The organism is Mesorhizobium sp. RCAM 06353 (assembly GCF_059683585.1).
Map to the genome: position 1 here is coordinate 1,200,255 of NZ_CM185031.1, position 17,084 is coordinate 1,217,338.

The 17,084-nt window shown below is 65.4% G+C and carries 16 protein-coding genes and 1 tRNA gene; 3 read left to right on the top strand and 14 right to left on the bottom strand.

The features are described 5' to 3' along the window. Positions 1–23: 23 nt before the first annotated feature. Both AC56QX_RS05450 and AC56QX_RS05455 read right to left on the bottom strand, forming a co-directional pair. The gene (locus AC56QX_RS05450; RefSeq protein ID WP_497114147.1) at positions 24–1,511 is read right to left on the bottom strand and encodes a pyridoxal phosphate-dependent decarboxylase family protein; all 1,488 of its coding nucleotides are present in this window, start codon (positions 1,509–1,511) and stop codon (positions 24–26) included. Between the two features lie 12 nt (positions 1,512–1,523). Then, positions 1,524–2,612: a PLP-dependent cysteine synthase family protein gene (locus tag AC56QX_RS05455; RefSeq protein ID WP_497114149.1), complete on the bottom strand. Its 1,089-nt coding sequence runs from the start codon at positions 2,610–2,612 to the stop codon at positions 1,524–1,526. A 215-nt stretch (positions 2,613–2,827) separates the two neighbouring features. On the opposite strand from AC56QX_RS05455, the gene AC56QX_RS05460 reads away from it, so the two are divergent. The 3 genes from AC56QX_RS05460 to AC56QX_RS05470 all read left to right on the top strand — a co-directional run bounded on the left by AC56QX_RS05460 (position 2,828) and on the right by AC56QX_RS05470 (position 5,389). Beyond that, entirely contained in the window at positions 2,828–4,840 is a 2,013-nt protein-coding gene (locus AC56QX_RS05460) for a BTAD domain-containing putative transcriptional regulator (protein WP_497114151.1), read from the top strand. A 99-nt stretch (positions 4,841–4,939) separates the two neighbouring features. Further along, positions 4,940–5,116 carry a hypothetical protein gene (locus tag AC56QX_RS05465; RefSeq protein ID WP_497114153.1) on the top strand — a complete coding sequence of 59 codons (177 nt, stop codon included), beginning with the start codon at positions 4,940–4,942 and terminating at the stop codon, positions 5,114–5,116. Positions 5,117–5,218: 102 nt separating this feature from the next. Continuing rightward, positions 5,219–5,389, top strand: coding sequence for a hypothetical protein (locus AC56QX_RS05470; RefSeq protein ID WP_497114155.1), 171 nt, complete (start codon positions 5,219–5,221; stop codon positions 5,387–5,389). Between the two features lie 24 nt (positions 5,390–5,413). On the opposite strand, the gene AC56QX_RS05475 is transcribed toward AC56QX_RS05470, so the two are convergent. From AC56QX_RS05475 to AC56QX_RS05530, 12 genes are all read right to left on the bottom strand, one after another. After that, positions 5,414–5,953, bottom strand: coding sequence for a cytochrome b (locus AC56QX_RS05475; protein WP_497114156.1), 540 nt, complete (start codon positions 5,951–5,953; stop codon positions 5,414–5,416). Positions 5,954–6,190: 237 nt separating this feature from the next. After that, positions 6,191–6,499: a UBP-type zinc finger domain-containing protein gene (locus AC56QX_RS05480; RefSeq protein WP_015314705.1), complete on the bottom strand. Its 309-nt coding sequence runs from the start codon at positions 6,497–6,499 to the stop codon at positions 6,191–6,193. Then, positions 6,499–8,184, bottom strand: a complete 1,686-nt coding sequence (locus AC56QX_RS05485) for an FAD-dependent oxidoreductase (RefSeq protein ID WP_497114157.1) — start codon at positions 8,182–8,184, stop codon at positions 6,499–6,501. Before AC56QX_RS05485 ends, AC56QX_RS05480 begins: the two co-directional genes overlap by 1 nt. A 151-nt stretch (positions 8,185–8,335) precedes the next feature. Continuing rightward, positions 8,336–8,420 (bottom strand) — tRNA-Leu (locus tag AC56QX_RS05490). A 75-nt stretch (positions 8,421–8,495) separates the two neighbouring features. Then, complete coding sequence (locus AC56QX_RS05495; protein WP_475455223.1) at positions 8,496–9,116, bottom strand: 2,3-bisphosphoglycerate-dependent phosphoglycerate mutase; 621 nt, start codon at positions 9,114–9,116, stop codon at positions 8,496–8,498. Between the two features lie 31 nt (positions 9,117–9,147). Next, entirely contained in the window at positions 9,148–9,969 is an 822-nt protein-coding gene (gene dapB / locus AC56QX_RS05500) for a 4-hydroxy-tetrahydrodipicolinate reductase (RefSeq protein WP_497114158.1), read from the bottom strand. Next, positions 9,966–11,825 (bottom strand): ABC transporter ATP-binding protein, encoded by a 1,860-nt coding sequence (locus tag AC56QX_RS05505; protein WP_497114160.1) that lies wholly within the window; start codon positions 11,823–11,825, stop codon positions 9,966–9,968. The genes dapB and AC56QX_RS05505 overlap by 4 nt, the downstream gene beginning before the upstream one ends. A gap of 140 nt (positions 11,826–11,965) precedes the next feature. Beyond that, on the bottom strand, positions 11,966–12,991 hold the full coding sequence (locus AC56QX_RS05510; RefSeq protein ID WP_497114161.1) for a glucokinase: 1,026 nt from the start codon (positions 12,989–12,991) through the stop codon (positions 11,966–11,968). A gap of 186 nt (positions 12,992–13,177) precedes the next feature. Continuing rightward, positions 13,178–14,257: a penicillin-insensitive murein endopeptidase gene (mepA, locus tag AC56QX_RS05515; protein ID WP_497114163.1), complete on the bottom strand. Its 1,080-nt coding sequence runs from the start codon at positions 14,255–14,257 to the stop codon at positions 13,178–13,180. 64 nt (positions 14,258–14,321) lie between these two features. Beyond that, positions 14,322–15,221 (bottom strand): SDR family oxidoreductase, encoded by a 900-nt coding sequence (locus AC56QX_RS05520; RefSeq protein WP_497114164.1) that lies wholly within the window; start codon positions 15,219–15,221, stop codon positions 14,322–14,324. Then, positions 15,218–16,372 carry a tRNA epoxyqueuosine(34) reductase QueG gene (gene queG / locus AC56QX_RS05525; RefSeq protein WP_497114166.1) on the bottom strand — a complete coding sequence of 385 codons (1,155 nt, stop codon included), beginning with the start codon at positions 16,370–16,372 and terminating at the stop codon, positions 15,218–15,220. Before queG ends, AC56QX_RS05520 begins: the two co-directional genes overlap by 4 nt. Next, positions 16,353–17,045 carry a glutathione S-transferase family protein gene (locus AC56QX_RS05530; RefSeq protein ID WP_027055582.1) on the bottom strand — a complete coding sequence of 231 codons (693 nt, stop codon included), beginning with the start codon at positions 17,043–17,045 and terminating at the stop codon, positions 16,353–16,355. The genes queG and AC56QX_RS05530 overlap by 20 nt, the downstream gene beginning before the upstream one ends. Positions 17,046–17,084: the final 39 nt, after the last annotated feature.

Genomic DNA, 17,084 nt, shown 5'->3' on the forward strand with positions numbered 1-17,084 from the left:
ATGCCTGTCGCTCGCCTTCTGACCTATTTCACGGAAGCGCCTTCGGCCACGATCTCCCGCCCCAGCCGCACCGTCTCCGCGACCAGAAGGTCGAGATCGTCGCGCCGCGTGCGATGGTTGGCGATCGCCACGCGCAGCCAGTGTTCGCCATGCACGGTGGTGTCGGAGAGGGCGGCAATGCCCTGCTCCTGCAGCCGCAGCATGATCTCGGTGTTGAGTGCCTTCAGCGCCTCGCCGGTGATACCCGGCTGGTAGCGGAAGCAGACGATGTTGATGGTCGGCTGTATTGCCAGCTCCAGCGACGGCTCGGCCTCGATCCGCCCGGCGAGATAGAAGGCTTGCGCGATGTTCTGGTCGATCAGGCGGCCGAATTTGTCGACGCCATGTTCCTTCAGCGCCATCCACACTTTCAGCGCGCGAAAGCCGCGCGATGTCTGCAGGCCATAATCATGCAGCCATTCGCCGGAGGCAAGGCCGCGCGGGGTCGATTCCAGATATTCCGGTGTCACCGCGAAGGTCCGCCGATGTGCGACGGCGTCCCTGACCAGGGCGCAGCCGACCTCGAACGGCGCGTGCAGCCATTTGTGCGGATCGAGCGCGACGGAATCCGCCCATTCGATGCCGGCAACGCGATGCGCATTATCAGGCGCAATCGCGATCAGCGCGCCGATGCAGCCGTCGACATGGAACCACAGGTCTTCCTCGTGTGCGAGTTTGGCGAGCGTCCGCAGATCGTCGATCGCGCCGGTGTTGACCGTGCCGGCATTGCCGATGACGCAGGCGGGTTTGAAACCGGCCAAGCGATCCTCTGCTATCGCCGCGCGCAAGGCTGGTATGTCGATGCGCAGATCGGCATCGGTCGGGATGCGGCGCAGTGCCCGGTTGCCGAGGCCGAGCGCTTCCATCGCCTTGCGGTGGCAGGAGTGTATCTGGTCCGAGCCATAGAAGCGCAGCGGCTTTTCGATGGCGGCAACGCCGTGCTCGCGCACGTCGATGCCGGCCTTGGTGTTGCGCGCAACCGTCAGCCCGATGATGTTGGCCATCGAGCCGCCGCTGACCAGCGTGCCGGAAGCGGAGGCCGGAAAGCCCAGCATCTGCTTGCACCAGTTGACCACCTGGCTGTCCATCAGCCCGGCGGCGTGGTTGCCGCCGCCGAGGTTGGAGCCCTGGATTGCCGCCAGGAAGTCGCCGAGCGCGCCGGTGAAGTTGCTCGACCCCATATACCAGGCCCAGAAGCGCGGATGGATGTTGCCCATCGGGTAGGACATCACGGTGCGCGAGACCTGGTCATAGACAGCGGCCAGCGGCGCCGGCGATCGCGGCAGGGGTGCCGCTAATGCTTCTCGCACCTCCGCCGGCATCTCCCGCCAGACCGGACGGTCCCTGATATCGCTGAGATAGTCGACGGCATCGTCGATCACCTGGTGCGACAGGGCCTGGACAGTGGCCCAGTCGGCGGGGTCGAGCGTTTCCTCGGCCACCAGCCCAAGGGTTTCCTGCGCGATATCCATGGCATCCTCCCGTCAAGCCGCCGGGAACTGGCAGCCGGGCGTCGAGCGCGACAGCGCCATCTCGTCGGCATCCATTTCGGCCTCGACGTCATCGAACAGCGGCGTCGACATGTAGCGCTCGCCGGTATCGGGCAGCATGCACAGGATCACCGATCCGGCCGGCGCCTTTTCCGCGACCTGCCGCGCCACGGCGAAGGTGGCGCCGCCGGAAATGCCGGTGAAGATGCCTTCCTTCTGCGCCAGGGCCTTGGCCCATTTGATGCCTTCGGGTCCGGCAATCGGCATCACCTCGTCATAGAGGCTGGCGTCGATCGCTTCCTGCAGCACGTTGGGGATGAAGTCCGGCGTCCAGCCCTGGACCGGATGCGGCTCGAAGGCCGGATGGCTGGCGGCGGGAGCACCACCGGGACCGCGCTGCTGCGCCTTGCCGCTGCCGATCAGCTGCGCGTTGGCCGGCTCGGAGAGCACGATGCGGGTCTCCGGCCGCTCGCGGCGGAGCACGCGCGCCACGCCGACGACGGTGCCGCCGGTGCCATAGCCGGTGACGAAGCAGTCGAGCCGCGAGTTGGCGAAATCATTGACGATCTCGCGTGCCGTGGTGGCTTCGTGGATGGCGGCGTTGGCCGCGGTCTCGAACTGGCGGGCGAGGAACCAGCCATTGGCCTCGGCCAGTTCCACCGCCTTCTTGTACATGCCAAAGCCCTTTTCGGCGCGCGGCGTCAGCACCACCTTGGCGCCCAGCATGCGCATCAGCTTGCGGCGCTCGACCGAAAAGCTGTCGGCCATGGTGACGACCAGCGGATAGCCCTTCTGCGCGCAGACCATGGCGAGGCCAATGCCGGTGTTGCCGCTGGTCGCCTCGACCACGGTCTGGCCGGGCTTCAGCGTGCCGCTACGCTCGCCTTCCTCGATGATGTTGAGCGCCAGCCGGTCCTTCACCGATGCAGCCGGATTGAAGAACTCGGCCTTGACGTAGATCGTCGCGTGGGCCGGTGCGAGATTGTTGACGCGGATCACCGGCGTGTCGCCGACAGTGTCCAGAATGCTGTCGAACAGATGGCCGCGCCCGGCCGTGGTCCTGATCTTCTGCTTGTTCAACATCTTTGATCTCCTCGATCGTGTTCATCTTCACAGGCCGGTTACAAACCGGCGGCTTGGGCGGCGAGGTTTCGAGACCTTGCCACGCTAGGACTGACGTGCCGGCGATGCGGCAACAGCCGCTGCCGGCGCGAAATTCGCCGCCGGATGCGCCGTGTCGTGTTTGGTGATAGAGCAACGGGCGACAGGCCAGCGTGGGAGCAGGCGTGGAAACGGACGTGGAATCCGCACCATCAAGGCCGGACGGCGACAGGCAGCGCCTGTCCGTACGCCTGCTCGGACGGCTGGACATCGTGCGTGACGGCGTGCCGGTGATGCTGCCGGCCTCGCGCAAGCTGCGTGCGCTGTTTGCCTATCTGGCGCTGGCGCCGCATCCAGTTGGCCGCGGTCGGCTGTGCGAATTGCTGTGGGATGTGCCCAACGATCCCCGCGGCGAGTTGCGCTGGTGCCTGAGCAAACTGCGCGGCGCCCTCGACACGGCGGACCGGCGCCGGGTCTCCACACAAGGCGATACGGTCGCGCTCGATCTCGACGGCTGTTTCGTCGACGCGCTGGAGATCAGCCGTGTCGCCGCGCAAGGGATCGGCACGCTTGATGTGGAGCGTCTGCGAGCGCTGGCTGGAAACTTCGCCGGCGATCTGCTCGACGGGCTGGAGCTCGAGCGCAGCCCGCTTTTCGACAGCTGGCTGATCGCCCAGCGCCGGCGTTTTCACGCATGTCACGCCGCCATATTGGAACAGCTTGTCGCCAGCCTGCCGGCGGATGGCAACGAGGCTGTCGCCCATCTCGACACATGGGTGGAACTGGCGCCGTTCGATGGACGTGCGCATGCGGCACTGCTGGCCAGTCTCGCCCAGCGCGGCGAAATCGCCGCGGCCGAGCAGCATCTGGCTTCGGCGGAACGGTTGTTTCAGTCGGAGGACCTGGATTTCGCGCCGCTTCGCCAGGCCTGGCGGGCGATCCGCGACCAACGAGCCTCGCAGGCGCAGCCGGCCTGCCTGTCCACAATATCGCCTCCGGTGGCCACATCAGGCGATGCCGGCCCCGTCGAGCCGAGTCACGCTTCCCTGGCCGTCATGCCGTTTGTCGACGAAAACGGTGCGCGCGGCGGGCTGGCCGACGGTTTCACCCACGACATCATCACCCGTCTTGCCAAGCTCCGCGATTTCTTCGTCATCGCGCGCGGGTCGGTGTTCGCGCTGGCCGAAAAGACCATCGCGCCGGAGGAGGCCGGCAGGAAACTCAATGTCGACTATGTCGCCACCGGCACGGTGCGTAGCACGGCCGGCCGCCTGATTGTCAGCGTCGAACTGATCGAGGTGCGCACGGCCAGGATCGTCTGGGCCGACACGTTCGAGCGCCAGCCCGACGACCTCTTTGCCGTGCTCGACGATATCGGCGACAGCATCGTGTCGTCGATCTCGGTCGAGATCGAAACCGTCGAGCGCAACCGCGCCATGCTGAAAGCACCCAACTCGCTCAATGCCTGGGAGGCCTATCATCGTGGCCTCTGGCACATGTACCGCTTCACCCAGGCCGAGAACGAGCAGGCGCGGCATTTCTTCGACAGGGCTTTGCAGCTCGACCCGACCTTTGCCCGCGCCTATGCCGGCCTGTCCTTCACCCACTGGCAGAATGCCTTCCAGCGCTGGGGCGACCGTGACCGCGAAAGCGCCCTGGCTTATGAGAGCGCCGGCCACAGCCTGCTGGTCGACGACCACAATCCAGCGGCGCATTGGGCGATGGGCCGGGCGCTGTGGCTGCGCGGCGAGCAGGACGGGTCTCTCTCCGAACTGGAACGGGCGGTGGATCTCAGCCCCAATTTCGCGCTCGGCCACTACGCGCTGTCTTTCGTGCATTCGCAGTCAGGCGACCCGCAGGCGGCGATAAGCTCCTCCGACCATTCGCGGCATCTCAGCCCCTTCGACCCGCTGCTGTTCGGCATGCTGGGAGCGCGCGCCATGTCGCATGTCCGGCTCGGCCAATTCGAAGAGGCGGCCGACTGGGCGCTGAAGGCTGCGGCGCGGCCGAATGCCCATACCATCATCCTGGCGATCGCCGCGCACTGCCTGGCGCTGGCCGGCCGGCTCGACGAGGCACGCGGCTTTGCCGCCGCCATCCGCAAGACATTGCCGGATTACCGCGCCGACGATTTCATCGGCACGTTCCGCTTCGAAGCCGATGCCGAGGCGCTGTTCCGACAAGGCGCCAGACGGATCGGGCTCGGCTGATTTCACGCCTGAATTCCACCCGTTAACGAAGTCGGAAGGAGTTACTTAACAGTTCACCTCTATGTGACCTCCCGGGGGGTCCATGGCAAAGTGAGTATGATGAGCGATAGCCCCGACAAGCGCAGCGAATGGCGTGCCATTTTTTATATACAGGCCCGCGTCGCCATCCTGTTCGTCCCGGTGGTCGCCAGCCTGCTGATCATCGCCGCCCTTGCCGGCAACGACCGCAAATCCGTTCCCGACGTCGACCGGACGGTCACCGGGTCGGTGCGATAAACCATCCGCCAGCGGCTACCCGGCACTAATAGTCGAGCCTTCACCGGCGGAACCCCGCGCGCCGTCGAACATTGTCTTCCAGGACAGCCCCTGGAGGACATGATGACCAGAGCTTTCGACATCAACGACAACAGCAAGCAAAAGCCCAAGCGCCCGCCGCAGCCTGAGACCGGCGACGATCTCAGGAAAAAGAAGGTTGATGGCAAGGCCTTCCAGGTGAATGAGCACAGCGTCGATAATCCGACACCCATGCCTACTCCAAAGCGTGACTGATCGAAGGAAGATGGCGTGCGCCTGTCAGGGCGTGCTTTCCGGCAGCATGCGCATGAGCACGTCGTCCTTGCGGATGAAATGGTGCCACAGCGCCGCGGCGGCATGGACTCCGGCAAGAATGAGTATCGCATTGGCGCAGAGACTGTGCAGCTCCCTGATGAACCGGGCCGTGTCACGATCCGGCGAAACCGGGGCCGGGATGGTGAAGAGACCGAAGAAACTCAGGGCATCGCCCCTGTACCAGGTCAGCACGATGCCGAGCACGGGAATGGCCACCAGCAGGGCGTAAAGCAGGAGATGCGCGACTTTGGCCGCAGTTCGTTCGAGCGGTGACATTTCCTGCGGCAGGCCGGGCGTCCCCAGCGTCAGCCGCAGGCCGACACGGATGACGACCAGTGCGAAAAGCAGCAAGCCGAACGAAATATGCAGCCACCAGACGAGCGCCCGCCCCGGATCGCCGCGCGGAAAAACCTCCTCGGCATAGGTCAAGCCATAAAGGCCGATGACCAGCAGGAACACTGCCCAGTGAATGGCTTTCTGCGAGCTTGTGTAGGTGGGGTGCATGCGAGCTTCCAGTTTTGAACGTTTCTAAGCTAGCCGCGATCATGTCAAAGCTTTGTTCGGGGACGAACCCCTTTTTGAAGAGAACGTCCAATGGCCGGGCTGTGATGATCGTGATTCGGTGGAGACTGGAACAGGCAACCTGTCAGTTCGCTGACAACAGGGCATCGGATGGCACGATGCGTCGCCCAGAGAAAAGCCCGGACGAACCGGGCTTTTCTTCGGATCTCTCGGCGCCCCTCAATAGAAGCGCGGGATCGGGCCGTTCTGCGGCGTGGTGCGATCGCCGAGGTCGAGAAAGACCTCGTCGACATAGCACCATCCCCAGCCTTCCGGCGGATCGTAGCCTTCGATGACGGGATGGCTGGTGGCGTGAAAATGTTTTGTCGCGTGGCGGTTGGGCGAGTCGTCGCAGCAGCCGACATGGCCGCAGGTGCGGCAGAGCCGCAGATGCACCCACCATGAGCCGCTCTTCAGGCATTCCTCGCAGCCAAGCGCGCTCGGCGTGACGTCCTTGATCCCAGCCGCATGCTTGCATTCGTCCGCCATCACACTCTCCTTACCAGTTGGGTTTGGCCACCGTCCCGCGCGAGATAGGCATGCAGTGCCGCGACCACCTGGGCACCCTCGCCGACGGCCGCCGCGACGCGTTTGACCGAGCCGCAACGCACATCGCCGATGGCAAACACGCCGCTACGGCTGGTCTCCATCAGGCCGTGTTCCGGCCCCAGCTCCGATCCGGTGCGGATGAACCCCTTGGCGTCGAGCGCCACGTTGCATTGCGCCAGCCAGTCGGTGTTCGGGTCGGCGCCGATGAACAGGAAGAGATGCCGGATCGGGCGCGTCGTTTCTTCGCCGCTGACGCGGTTGCGCCAGCGCACCGTGGCAAGATTGCCGTCCTCGCCCTGCAGCGCCTCGATTTCGGTCTCGGTCAGCACCTCGATGTTGGGCTGCGCCTTGATGCGCTCGACCAGATAGCGCGACATCGAGGCATCGAGGCTGCCGCCGCGCGCCAGCAGCGCCACCTTGCGCGCATGGCTGGCGAGGTAGACGGCCGCTTGGCCGGCCGAATTGCCGGCGCCGACCAGTGCCACCTCCTGCCCGGCGCAAAGCCGCCCTTCGATGGGCGAGGCCCAATAATGCACCGACGTTCCCTCGAACTGCGACAGGTTGGCGACATCGAGGCGCCGATAGCGCGCGCCACTGGCGATGACCACGCTGCGCGTCCGCACCGTTTCGCCATCGCCGACATCGAGCAGGTAGCGGGCGCCTGAATTGTCGGTCGCGGCACTCAGCAGCTTCGCCTCGTCCGGGATGACCATTTCGACGCCGAATTTCTGGGCCTGATTGTAGGCACGCGCCATCAGCGCCATGCCGGTGATGCCGGTGGGGAAACCGAGATAGTTCTCGATGCGCGAGGAGGCGCCGGCCTGTCCGCCGAAGGCCCGGCAATCGAGCACGATGGTCGACAGCCCTTCGGAGGCCGCATAGACGGCGGCCGCCAGCCCCGCCGGGCCGGCGCCGACAATCGCCACGTCATACAGTGTGTCGGCATCGATCGGCCTGAGCAGGCCGATGCAGCGGGCGAGGTCCTTCTCGCCGGGATTCATCAGCAGCCGACCGTTGGGGCACAGCACCACCGGCAGATGATGCGGGTCGACGTCGAAGCGCTCGACCAGGGTTTTCGCGCAGGGGTCGTTGCCGGAATCGAGCACGCGGTGCGGCTGGCCGCTGCGGGCCAGAAACCCTTGCAGCCGCAACACGTCGGCATTGCCTGATGGTCCGATGATGATCGGCCCGCTGGTGGCGCTTTCCAAAAGCCCGACACGGCGCAGGATCAGCGCCCGCATGATGCGCTCGCCGAGATTGGCCTCCTGCACCATCAGGTCGCGCACCCGCTGCGAGGGGACAACGAAGGCCTCGACCGGCTCGGCGGCCTCGGCATTGACCAGCGAGGGGCGGGCCGAAAGCTGCGCCAGCTCGCCGACGAAGCTGCCCGGACCATGGGTGACGATCGTCTCGCGCCGGCCAAGGCCATCCTGGGTGATATCGACCTTGCCCGACAGCACGACGATCAGGCCTGGCGCGACATCGCCCGCCTTGATGATGTGCTCGCCGGCGGCATAGAAGCTGGCCTCGCCGAACCGGCGCATGTGATCGATGTCAGCCTCACTCAGCGTGGGGAAGGCCTGGTCGCGACGGGCGCCGAAGATTGCAGTGCTGGACTGGGACATGGCCGCGAGCGTAGCGAAGCAGCCGCGCAGTTTGAAGCGGTTTGTTTGTTGCCTAGCCGCGAGGGGAGGCCGTTTCAAAAAGAAAAAGCCCGGACGAACCGGGCTTTTTCTCTGTAGTCTCTGAACCATCGAACGGTTCGAAACGGGAATTTGGTGCCCAGAAGAGGACTCGAACCTCCACTCCTTGCGGAACACGGACCTGAACCGTGCGCGTCTACCAATTCCGCCATCTGGGCTGGTGCGGGCTCATGTAAGCGGGCAAGCGATGGCTGTCAACGCGCTTTTTTCAAAGCGGTTCGCCGCTTGCCGGCTCAGCTCTCCAGCACTTCCTTCGACGCCACGGTCGAATCGGCGTTGAGCTGGTAGATGACCGGCACGCCGGTGCCGAGTTCCAGCTTGACGATCTCCTCGCCCGACTTGCCGTCCAGTGCCATGATCAGCGCGCGCAGCGAATTGCCGTGGGCGGCGACCAGCACGGTGCCGCCGCCCAGCACGTGCGACTGCATGTCATGCAAATAGTAGGGCCAGACGCGGGCGCCGGTGTCCTTCAGGCTCTCGCCGCCGGGCGGCGGCACGTCATAGGAGCGGCGCCAGACATGCACCTGCTCCTCGCCCCATTTCTTGCGGGCATCGTCCTTGTTGAGGCCGGAGAGGTCGCCATAGTCGCGCTCGTTGAGCGCCTGGTCGCGGATGGTTTTCAGGTCGCTCTGGCCAACCGCGTCGAGAATGTGCTGGCAGGTCTTTTGCGCCCGGGTCAGCGCCGAGGTGAAGGCGATGTCGAATTTCAGCCCGCGCGCCTTGAGTTTTTGCCCGGCGGCCTTGGCCTCGGCGTGGCCCTGCTCGGTCAGGTCGACATCGCGCCAGCCGGTGAACAGGTTCTTCAAATTCCATTCGCTCTGGCCATGGCGCACGAGCACGAGGGTTCTCGACATGTCTGCTCCTTCAAAATTTGGATGGCACGCCTCAGCTCAGGCCGAGCACGTCCCGCATCGAATACAATCCCGGTTTCTTGCCACGGGCCCACAGTGCCGCCTTGACGGCGCCGCGGGCGAAGATGGCGCGGTCCTCGGCATGGTGGGACAGCGTGATGCGTTCGCCGGTGCCGGCGAGAATCACGCTGTGGTCGCCGACCACCGATCCGCCGCGCAGCGTCGCAAAACCGATCGAGCCGGTCTTTCGCACGCCCGTATGGCCGTCGCGTGAACGCACATCGTTGCCGGCCAGCGCGATGCCGCGCCCGGTGGCGGCGGCTTCGCCGAGCAGCAGTGCGGTGCCCGACGGCGCGTCGACCTTGTGCTTGTGGTGCATTTCGAGGATCTCGATGTCGAAATCATCGGCGTCGAGCGCGCGCGCCGCCTGTTCAACCAGCACCGCCAGCAGATTGACGCCGAGGCTCATATTGCCCGACTTGACGATCGTCGCATGGCGCGCTGCCGCCGCGATCCTGGCATTGTCGTCGGCCGAACAGCCGGTCGTGCCGATGACATGGACGATGCGCGCCTGCGCCGCATAGCCGGCGAATTCGACGGTGGAGGCCGGCGTGGTGAAATCGAGCACGCCGTCGGCCTTGGCGAAGACCGGTAACGGATCGCCTGATATCGGCACATTGATGATGCCGATGCCGGCCAGCTCGCCGGCATCCTTGCCCAGATGGGGCGAATCCGCACGCTCGACGGCGCCGATGACGCGGGCGCCCGGAATGGTGTGGATGGCGCGGATCAGCGTCTGGCCCATGCGGCCGGCAGCGCCGACCACCACCAGGCCCATATCGCCTGCTTCGCTCATGTGCTCCTCACAGCAGTCTTCTTCGCACGCGTGGCCCGGACCGGAGTTTGGATCGGCTTGCTGTCATCGACAAGCCCCAGCCCCTTCTTGCCCTGGATGCGGTGGAAGCGGGAATAGATGCTGTCCGGGTCGGCCATCAGCGTCGCATGGGTGCCTTCCTCGACCAACCGTCCCTCTTCCAGCACGATAATGTGGTCAGCATTGACCACCGTCGACAGCCGATGCGCTATGACAATGGTCGTGCGGCCTTGCATGACATGGGTCAGCGCTTCCTGGACGCGGGCCTCCGCCTCGTTGTCGAGCGCCGAGGTCGCCTCGTCGAGCAGCAGGATCGGTGCCTGGCGCACGATGGCGCGGGCGATCGAGACGCGCTGGCGCTGGCCGCCGGAAAGGGTCGAGCCGCCTTCGCCGACCGGCGTGTCGTAACCTTGCGGCTGCTGGCGGATGAACTCGTCGGCTGCAGCCTGTTTCGCCGCTTGCTCGATCTCGGCGTCGGTGGCCGACAGGCGGCCGTAGCGGATGTTGTCGCGGATCGTGCCCTCGAACAGATAGGGCGCCTGCGCCACATAGGCGATCGACTGCCGCAGCGAATGCTTGGTCACCTTCGCGATGTCCTGGCCATCGACCTCGATGCTGCCCTGGTCCACGTCGTAGAAGCGCTGCAAGAGCGCCACCAGCGTAGACTTGCCGGCGCCCGACGCACCGACGATGGCCGTGACCTTGCCGGCGGCGGCGGTGAAACTCAGATCCCTCAGCACCGGCATGTCGGTGTTGTAGCTGAACGTCACATTGTCGAAGCGCACCTCGCCGGTGGTGATCCTGGCCTCGACAGCATCGGGCGCGTCGCCCTGTCTCGGCTCCAGGTCCAGCAACTCGTAAATCATGCGCGCGTTGACCAGCGCCCGTTCCATGCCCACCTGCGTGCGCGCCAGGCGCCTTGCCGGATCGTAGGCCATGATCAGCGCGGTGATGAAGGAAAACACCGCGCCCGGCGGCTGCCCAAGATACAGCGCCCGGTAGCCGGAATAGGCAAGCACGGAGGTGATGGCGAGACCGCCCAGAATCTCGGAAATCGGCGACAGCCGCTCCGAGACGCGGGCGATCTTGTTGTTACGCTGCTCGGCCGTGTCCGCCATGATGCCGATGCGGCGCGCCAGCTCGGCCTCCAGGGTGAAGGCCTTGACGATGGCGATGCCTTGCGTGGCCTCCTGCACGGACCCGTTCAGCCGCGAATTGATCAGCACGGATTCCCGGTTGATCCGCCGCAGTCGGCGGGTGATGTAGACGACGGCCCAGATCAGTGGAGGGCCGATCAGCAGCGAGCTGAGCGACAACACCGGATCCTGGTAGATCATGACGCCGACGAGAGCGACCAGCGTGACCGCGTCGCGGCTGATGGAGGTCAGCGTCAGCGACAGCAGATCGCGAACGCCGCCGACATTCTCGCTGACCTGTGCCGCCAGCCGACCGGAGCGTGTATCGTTGAAGAAGTTGACGCCGAGCTTCATCAGATGGTCGAAGCTGCGCTTCTGGTAGCGCGCGACCAGATTGTTGCCGATACTGGCCAACGCGACTGCCTGGCCGTAACCGGCGAAGCCGCGCAGCAGGGAGGCTCCCATGAAACCGGCGCAGATCAGCCAGAGCATATCGCCGCGCCGTTCGTAGAAGATCTGGTTGATCATCGGGGCCATGATCCACGCCGTGAAGGCAGTGGTGCCGGAAACGATCAGCAAGCAGGTGACGGCAACGACGTAGGTCCAGCGATACTCATTGCCGTTTTCAGCGAGGATGCGGCGGAGCACCGCTGTGACCTCGCCGGGCCGGGCTTTTTGTTTGTTTGGAGCTTGAAGTGTCAAATCGGGAGCGCTTTGTGGTTTTCCGCCTCGTGGGACCGGGGCTGCAAATTCGGCACCCCTCTTAACGCCCTGCGGCCCGATTGCCTATGCCCGCACCTGATTAACTTCGTCGCGGGGGCGCGAGCGCGTCGCGCTGGCTTTCAGGCCTGCCAGCGGCGGCCCGCCGTCTGGACGCCGAACAGCGATGGGTTCTTGGCATAGGCGGCAAGCCCGAGAAGTGCCGCCAATGGGTGGGTGATGACATAGACGGGCATGGTGCGCATCAGCGCGCTGTGCGGCGCCTTGTCCTCGAAGGCGGCGCGGAAATTGCCTGCTTTCAGCGCCGGCACGATCTTTTGCGCGATGCCGCCGGTCAAGAACACGCCGCCACGGCTCATGAACACCAAAGCCAGATCGCCGGCAGTGCGCCCGAGGCAAGTGACGAAGGTTTCCAGCGCTTCCTCAGCCACCGGATCGGTCTTGGCCAAGGCCGCGCCGGTGACCTCGGCCGGCGTGGTGAAGGGTGACGGCTTGCCGTCCGCCTTGGCCACCGCGCGGTAGACGTTGACGAGACCGCGGCCGCACAGGATCTGCTCGCCGGAAATGCGGCCCTCGAGCTTCTCTATATGCGGGAAAACCTCGAAATCGCGCGGCGTGCGCGGGCCGATATCCATATGGCCGCCCTCGCCGGGCACCGGAATCCAGTGGCGCAAGGCATAGACCAGCCCGGCGACGCCGAGACCGGTGCCGGGCCCGAGCACGACGCGGCCGGCATTGGGCTCCGGCGTGCCGCCGCCGATCTTTTCCATATGCTCTTCGCCGAGCGCGACGACGGCCAGCGCCTGCGCCTCGAAATCGTTGAGCACGACAATGTCGCTCAGGCCCAGGCTGGCAAACATCTGCCTCGGCTTGACGACCCACGGGCAGTTGGTGAGTTCGATCTCGTCGCCGTCGACCGGACCGGCCACCGCCAGCACCGCCGAATTGGGGCGGACCGACGAGCGGTCGAGCACCGCCGCCTGGATCGCCTCATCGATGGTGTTGAAATTGGCCGTCTGGACGATTTGCGGCTCGGTCGGTTCGGAATTGGCGTCGAGCACGATCGAAAAGCGTGCATTGGTGCCGCCAATGTCGCCGATCAGGATCGGAAACCGCAACGACGTGTCGGTATCGCTTACGCTTGGCATGCTCTCGTCCGTCCCCGGCGCCCCCTACGGCGTCTCGCCGTTCTTCCGTTGACTAGCGCATGAGTTTGAAAAGGGAAACGGTTTTCGAACCCGGCAGCGCGCGCAGTGAGGTTCTGCGGCCAAACGGCCACTGTTTCGCATAAACGGGCCGCTAAACCGATTGAGCCTAGTGATGTGCAGCGGCGATCAGTTCACGGGCGGCCGGGGCCGAGGAACGGGCGCGCCCATTCTGGGCGTCGCGGCGAAAGCATTTGCCGCGCTTGGCAAATCGCCGCCACTGGCCGTGGCGGCAGGCTGGGGCGGCGCTTCCGGCTCGGGTGCGGCGACCACGACCGGCATGGCGCCGCCGTGATAGGTCGCGGCCTCGGCCGAGGCCGGGCCCGGCGCGTCGAGCACGGCGCGGCATTCCTTGGGCAGGTTGGCCATCGTCATCACATCGCGCGCCTTCGGCGCATCCGGGTTCTTGTTGGGCCGCCACGGTTCTTCCGTGAACCACCAGGCCAGCGGCTTGCCGCAGCCATCATCATCGGGCGTCGCTTCCTGCGCCTTGCAATTGGGCGAACCCGGCTGGCAGCCGATGCGCATGTGGAAATGATAGTCGTGGCCCCAGAACGGCCGGATCTTGCGCAGCCAGGTGCGGTCGCCCTTGACGGTGTCGCAGAGCTTTTTCTTGATGCCGGGATTGACCAGGATGCGCTCGACTTCGGGGTAGCTCGCCGCCCGCTTCAGAAGTGCGGTATGCTGCGGCTTCCACAGCGCATCCTTCACCAGATGCGTCTTCTCGTCGACCATCAAGGTGGCGCTCATCGATTCGCGCTGCGCCATCGACAGCGGACGGCTGGGCATCGGCGTCAGCCAGATGTCGGCATCAAGCCCGATCTGGTGCGAGGCGTGGCCGGTCAGCATCGGGCCGCCGCGCGGCTGCGCGATGTCGCCGATCAGCAGGCCCGGCCAGCCATCGGCGGCGGCGGCGCGCGACAGTTTCTCGATCAAGGCGATCATCGCCGGATGACCCCAGCGGCGGTTGCGCGAGGGCCGCATCACTTCCCAGGTCGGGCCATCCATGGGAATGGCGACACCACCGGCAAAACAGCCCTTGGAATAAAAGCCGATCGACTGCGCCGCTGTCGCGGTCGGCAGTTTTTCCGCGCCGAACAGGTCCTTTGCCCGTTCCTCGGCCATCGCAGGCTGCAAGGCGAGACCGGCCAGGCCAAGTGCCGCCAGCAGCGATTTCCTGCACAAGGATGACCGCGTCGCTGTCTTCATGAAACCGGATCCCCACCGCAATCTCAGCCCAAATCATAGCACGCAACGCATGACGTTTCGATCGTCAGCGCTTCATCGGGCTGCGCGCCTCGCCGTCGCGCCAGTCGTCGCTTGCCCACATGTGGTCGAAGGCGGCGCGGTAGTTCGGAAAACGAAAGCGATAGCCCGCCGCCTTGATCGCCGCATTGGCGACCCGCTTGTTCTCGCCATAGAAGGACCGCGCCATGGGCGAAAGTTGGGCGGTGTCGAAAGGAATTTCGGGCGGCGGCTCGACGCCCATCAGCGATGCGGCGTAGGCGACGACGTCCTGCGGCGGCGCCGGCTCATCGTCGGTGACATTGAAAATGCCACCTGTATTGCCTTTGATCAGCTGCCAGAGAGCACCGCCTATGTCGTCGCAATGAATGCGGTTGAACACCTGGCCGGGCTTGACCAGCCGCCGCGCGGTGCCGTTTTCCAGATTGACCAGCCCATTGCGGCCAGGCCCGTAAATGCCGGACAGGCGCAGGATCGCCAGCGGCCGGCCGATCTCCTCGCCGAGCTTCCGCCACGCCTGCTCGGCCTGGACCCGCATGACCGAGCGTTTCGATACCGGCCGGCACGTGGTCTTTTCGTTGACCCAGGCCCCGCCATAATCGCCATAGACGCCGACGGTCGAGAGATAGCCGATCCATTCCAGCGCCGGCATTTGGGTGATCGCGGCGCGGGCAGCATTCAACACGGGATCGCCCGCCTCTTCCGGGGCGATTGAAATCAGCAGATGCGTCGTTTTGTTTAGCGCTTCGGCGATTTCACCAGTCAGAACGCCGTCGAACAGCAGCGGGGCGATACCAGCCTGACGCAGCGCCTCGAATTTGTCGGGCGAGCGCGTCGTGCCCAGGATGTTGGCGGCGCCCGGATTGGCGCGGGCAAAAGCCTTGCCGGAGTAGCCGGCGCCGAAGATGAAAATCTGCTGTTCGCTCATGCATCTGCCCTGGTTGGCCGCGCCAGGCGCCATTCGTCACGCACCGCCGCATCATTCTCGGTCATCAGGCCGGTCGCGGCCCGTTCGGAATATTCGGCATCCGGCACCAGCCGCGCCAGCGCCCATATTGCCGCGCCGCGCACCAGCGGCGAGGCGTCGCCGAGCAAGGCGCGCACGGTATCGGTCAACGAGGCCTCGCCGGAATTGCCGGCGGCGATCAGCACGTTGCGGACGAAGCGGTCGCGGCCGATGCGTTTTATTGGCGAACCCGAGAAAAACGACCGGAAGGCTGCGTCGTCCAGTTCGAGCAGCTCGGCGAGCGCTGGCTCGCGCAGATCGTCGCGCGCGGCGAGTTTTGCCTCGGAGGCGGCGCGGGCAAACTTGTTCCAGGGGCAGGCGGCCAGGCAATCGTCGCAGCCATAGATGCGGTTGCCGATCTTTTCGCGGAATTCATGCGGGATCGGTCCCTTGTTCTCGATGGTGAGGTAGGAAATGCAGCGCCGCGCATCGAGCCGGTAGGGTGCCGGAAAAGCATCGGTCGGGCAGGCGTCGAGGCAGGCACGGCAGGAGCCGCAATGGTCGATCTCGGCGCGGTCGGGCGCAAGTTCGGCCGTGGTGAAGATGGTGCCGAGGAACAGCCAGGAGCCGTGTTCGCGACTGACCAGATTGGTGTGCTTGCCCTGCCAGCCAAGGCCGGCGGCTTCCGCCAGCGGCTTTTCCATCACCGGTGCGGTGTCGACGAACACCTTCACGTCGCCGCCGGCGCGCGCCACGATCTTGCCGGCGATTTCCTTCAACCGCCCCTTCATCACCTCGTGATAGTCGCGGTTTTGCGCATAGACCGAGATCGCGCCCCGGTCGTGCCTGGCCTGCAGCGCACGCGGGTCGTGGTCGGGGCCGTAATTCATCGCCAGCACGACGATCGAGCGCACGTCAGGCCAAAGCGTGGAAGGCTCACTGCGTCGCGCAATCGTCTCGGCGATCCAGTCCATCGAACCGTGAAAACCGTCGGCGACGAATTCGGCCAGCCGCGCCGGGGCCAGCGGGATCGCATCGGGAGAGGTGACGGCGATGGCATCGAAGCCGGCGCGATGCGCCTCCGCGTCGATCAGCGCGCGCAGTTTTGCGGCGTCAGAAGTCGAGGTCCGCATAATGCGACACCGGCGACAGGCCGCGCACGCGGTCGGTCAAGAGCGGCCTAAACGAGGGCCGCGACTTCACCCGCGTGTACCATTCGCGCGCCGCGGCATGTTCGCGCCAGTCGATCTCGCCGAGATAGTCGAGCACCGACAGCGTGGCTGCGGCAGCGAGGTCGGCATAGGTGACCCTGCCGCCGGCCAGCCAGTGGCGGGTGCCGGCCAGCCAGTTGGTGTATTTCATGTGCTGGCGGATGTTGGCGCGCGCGGCACGGATGGCGCCCGAATCGGGCGAGCCGCCGCCCGCCGTTTCCGGCATGACCGGCTTCAGCACGCGTTCGCGCACCAGATGCCTTGTCACTTCGCTTTCGGCCTTGTTGAGGTACCAGTCGGTCAGCCGGCGGATTTCGGCGCGCTGCATCGGGTCTTCGGCGAACAGCCGCTTGTCGCGCTTCAAGACGCCGCGCGTCTCGTCGAGATATTCAGCGATGACGGTCGCGCCGACGATCGGGACGTCGCCCTCGGCGAGCAGGATCGGCAGCGTGCCGGCCGGGTTCAGCGCCAAAAACTCCTTGCGCCGGGTCCACGGCTTTTCCTCGATCAGCGCCAGCTCCTCGCCATACTCGCCAAAGGCAAGGCGGACGAAGCGGCAGGTGGCGAACATGGGGTGATGGAAAAGCGTCAGCATGGTTCCGCGATGATAAAGCGCACTGGCGAATCGCCGGGC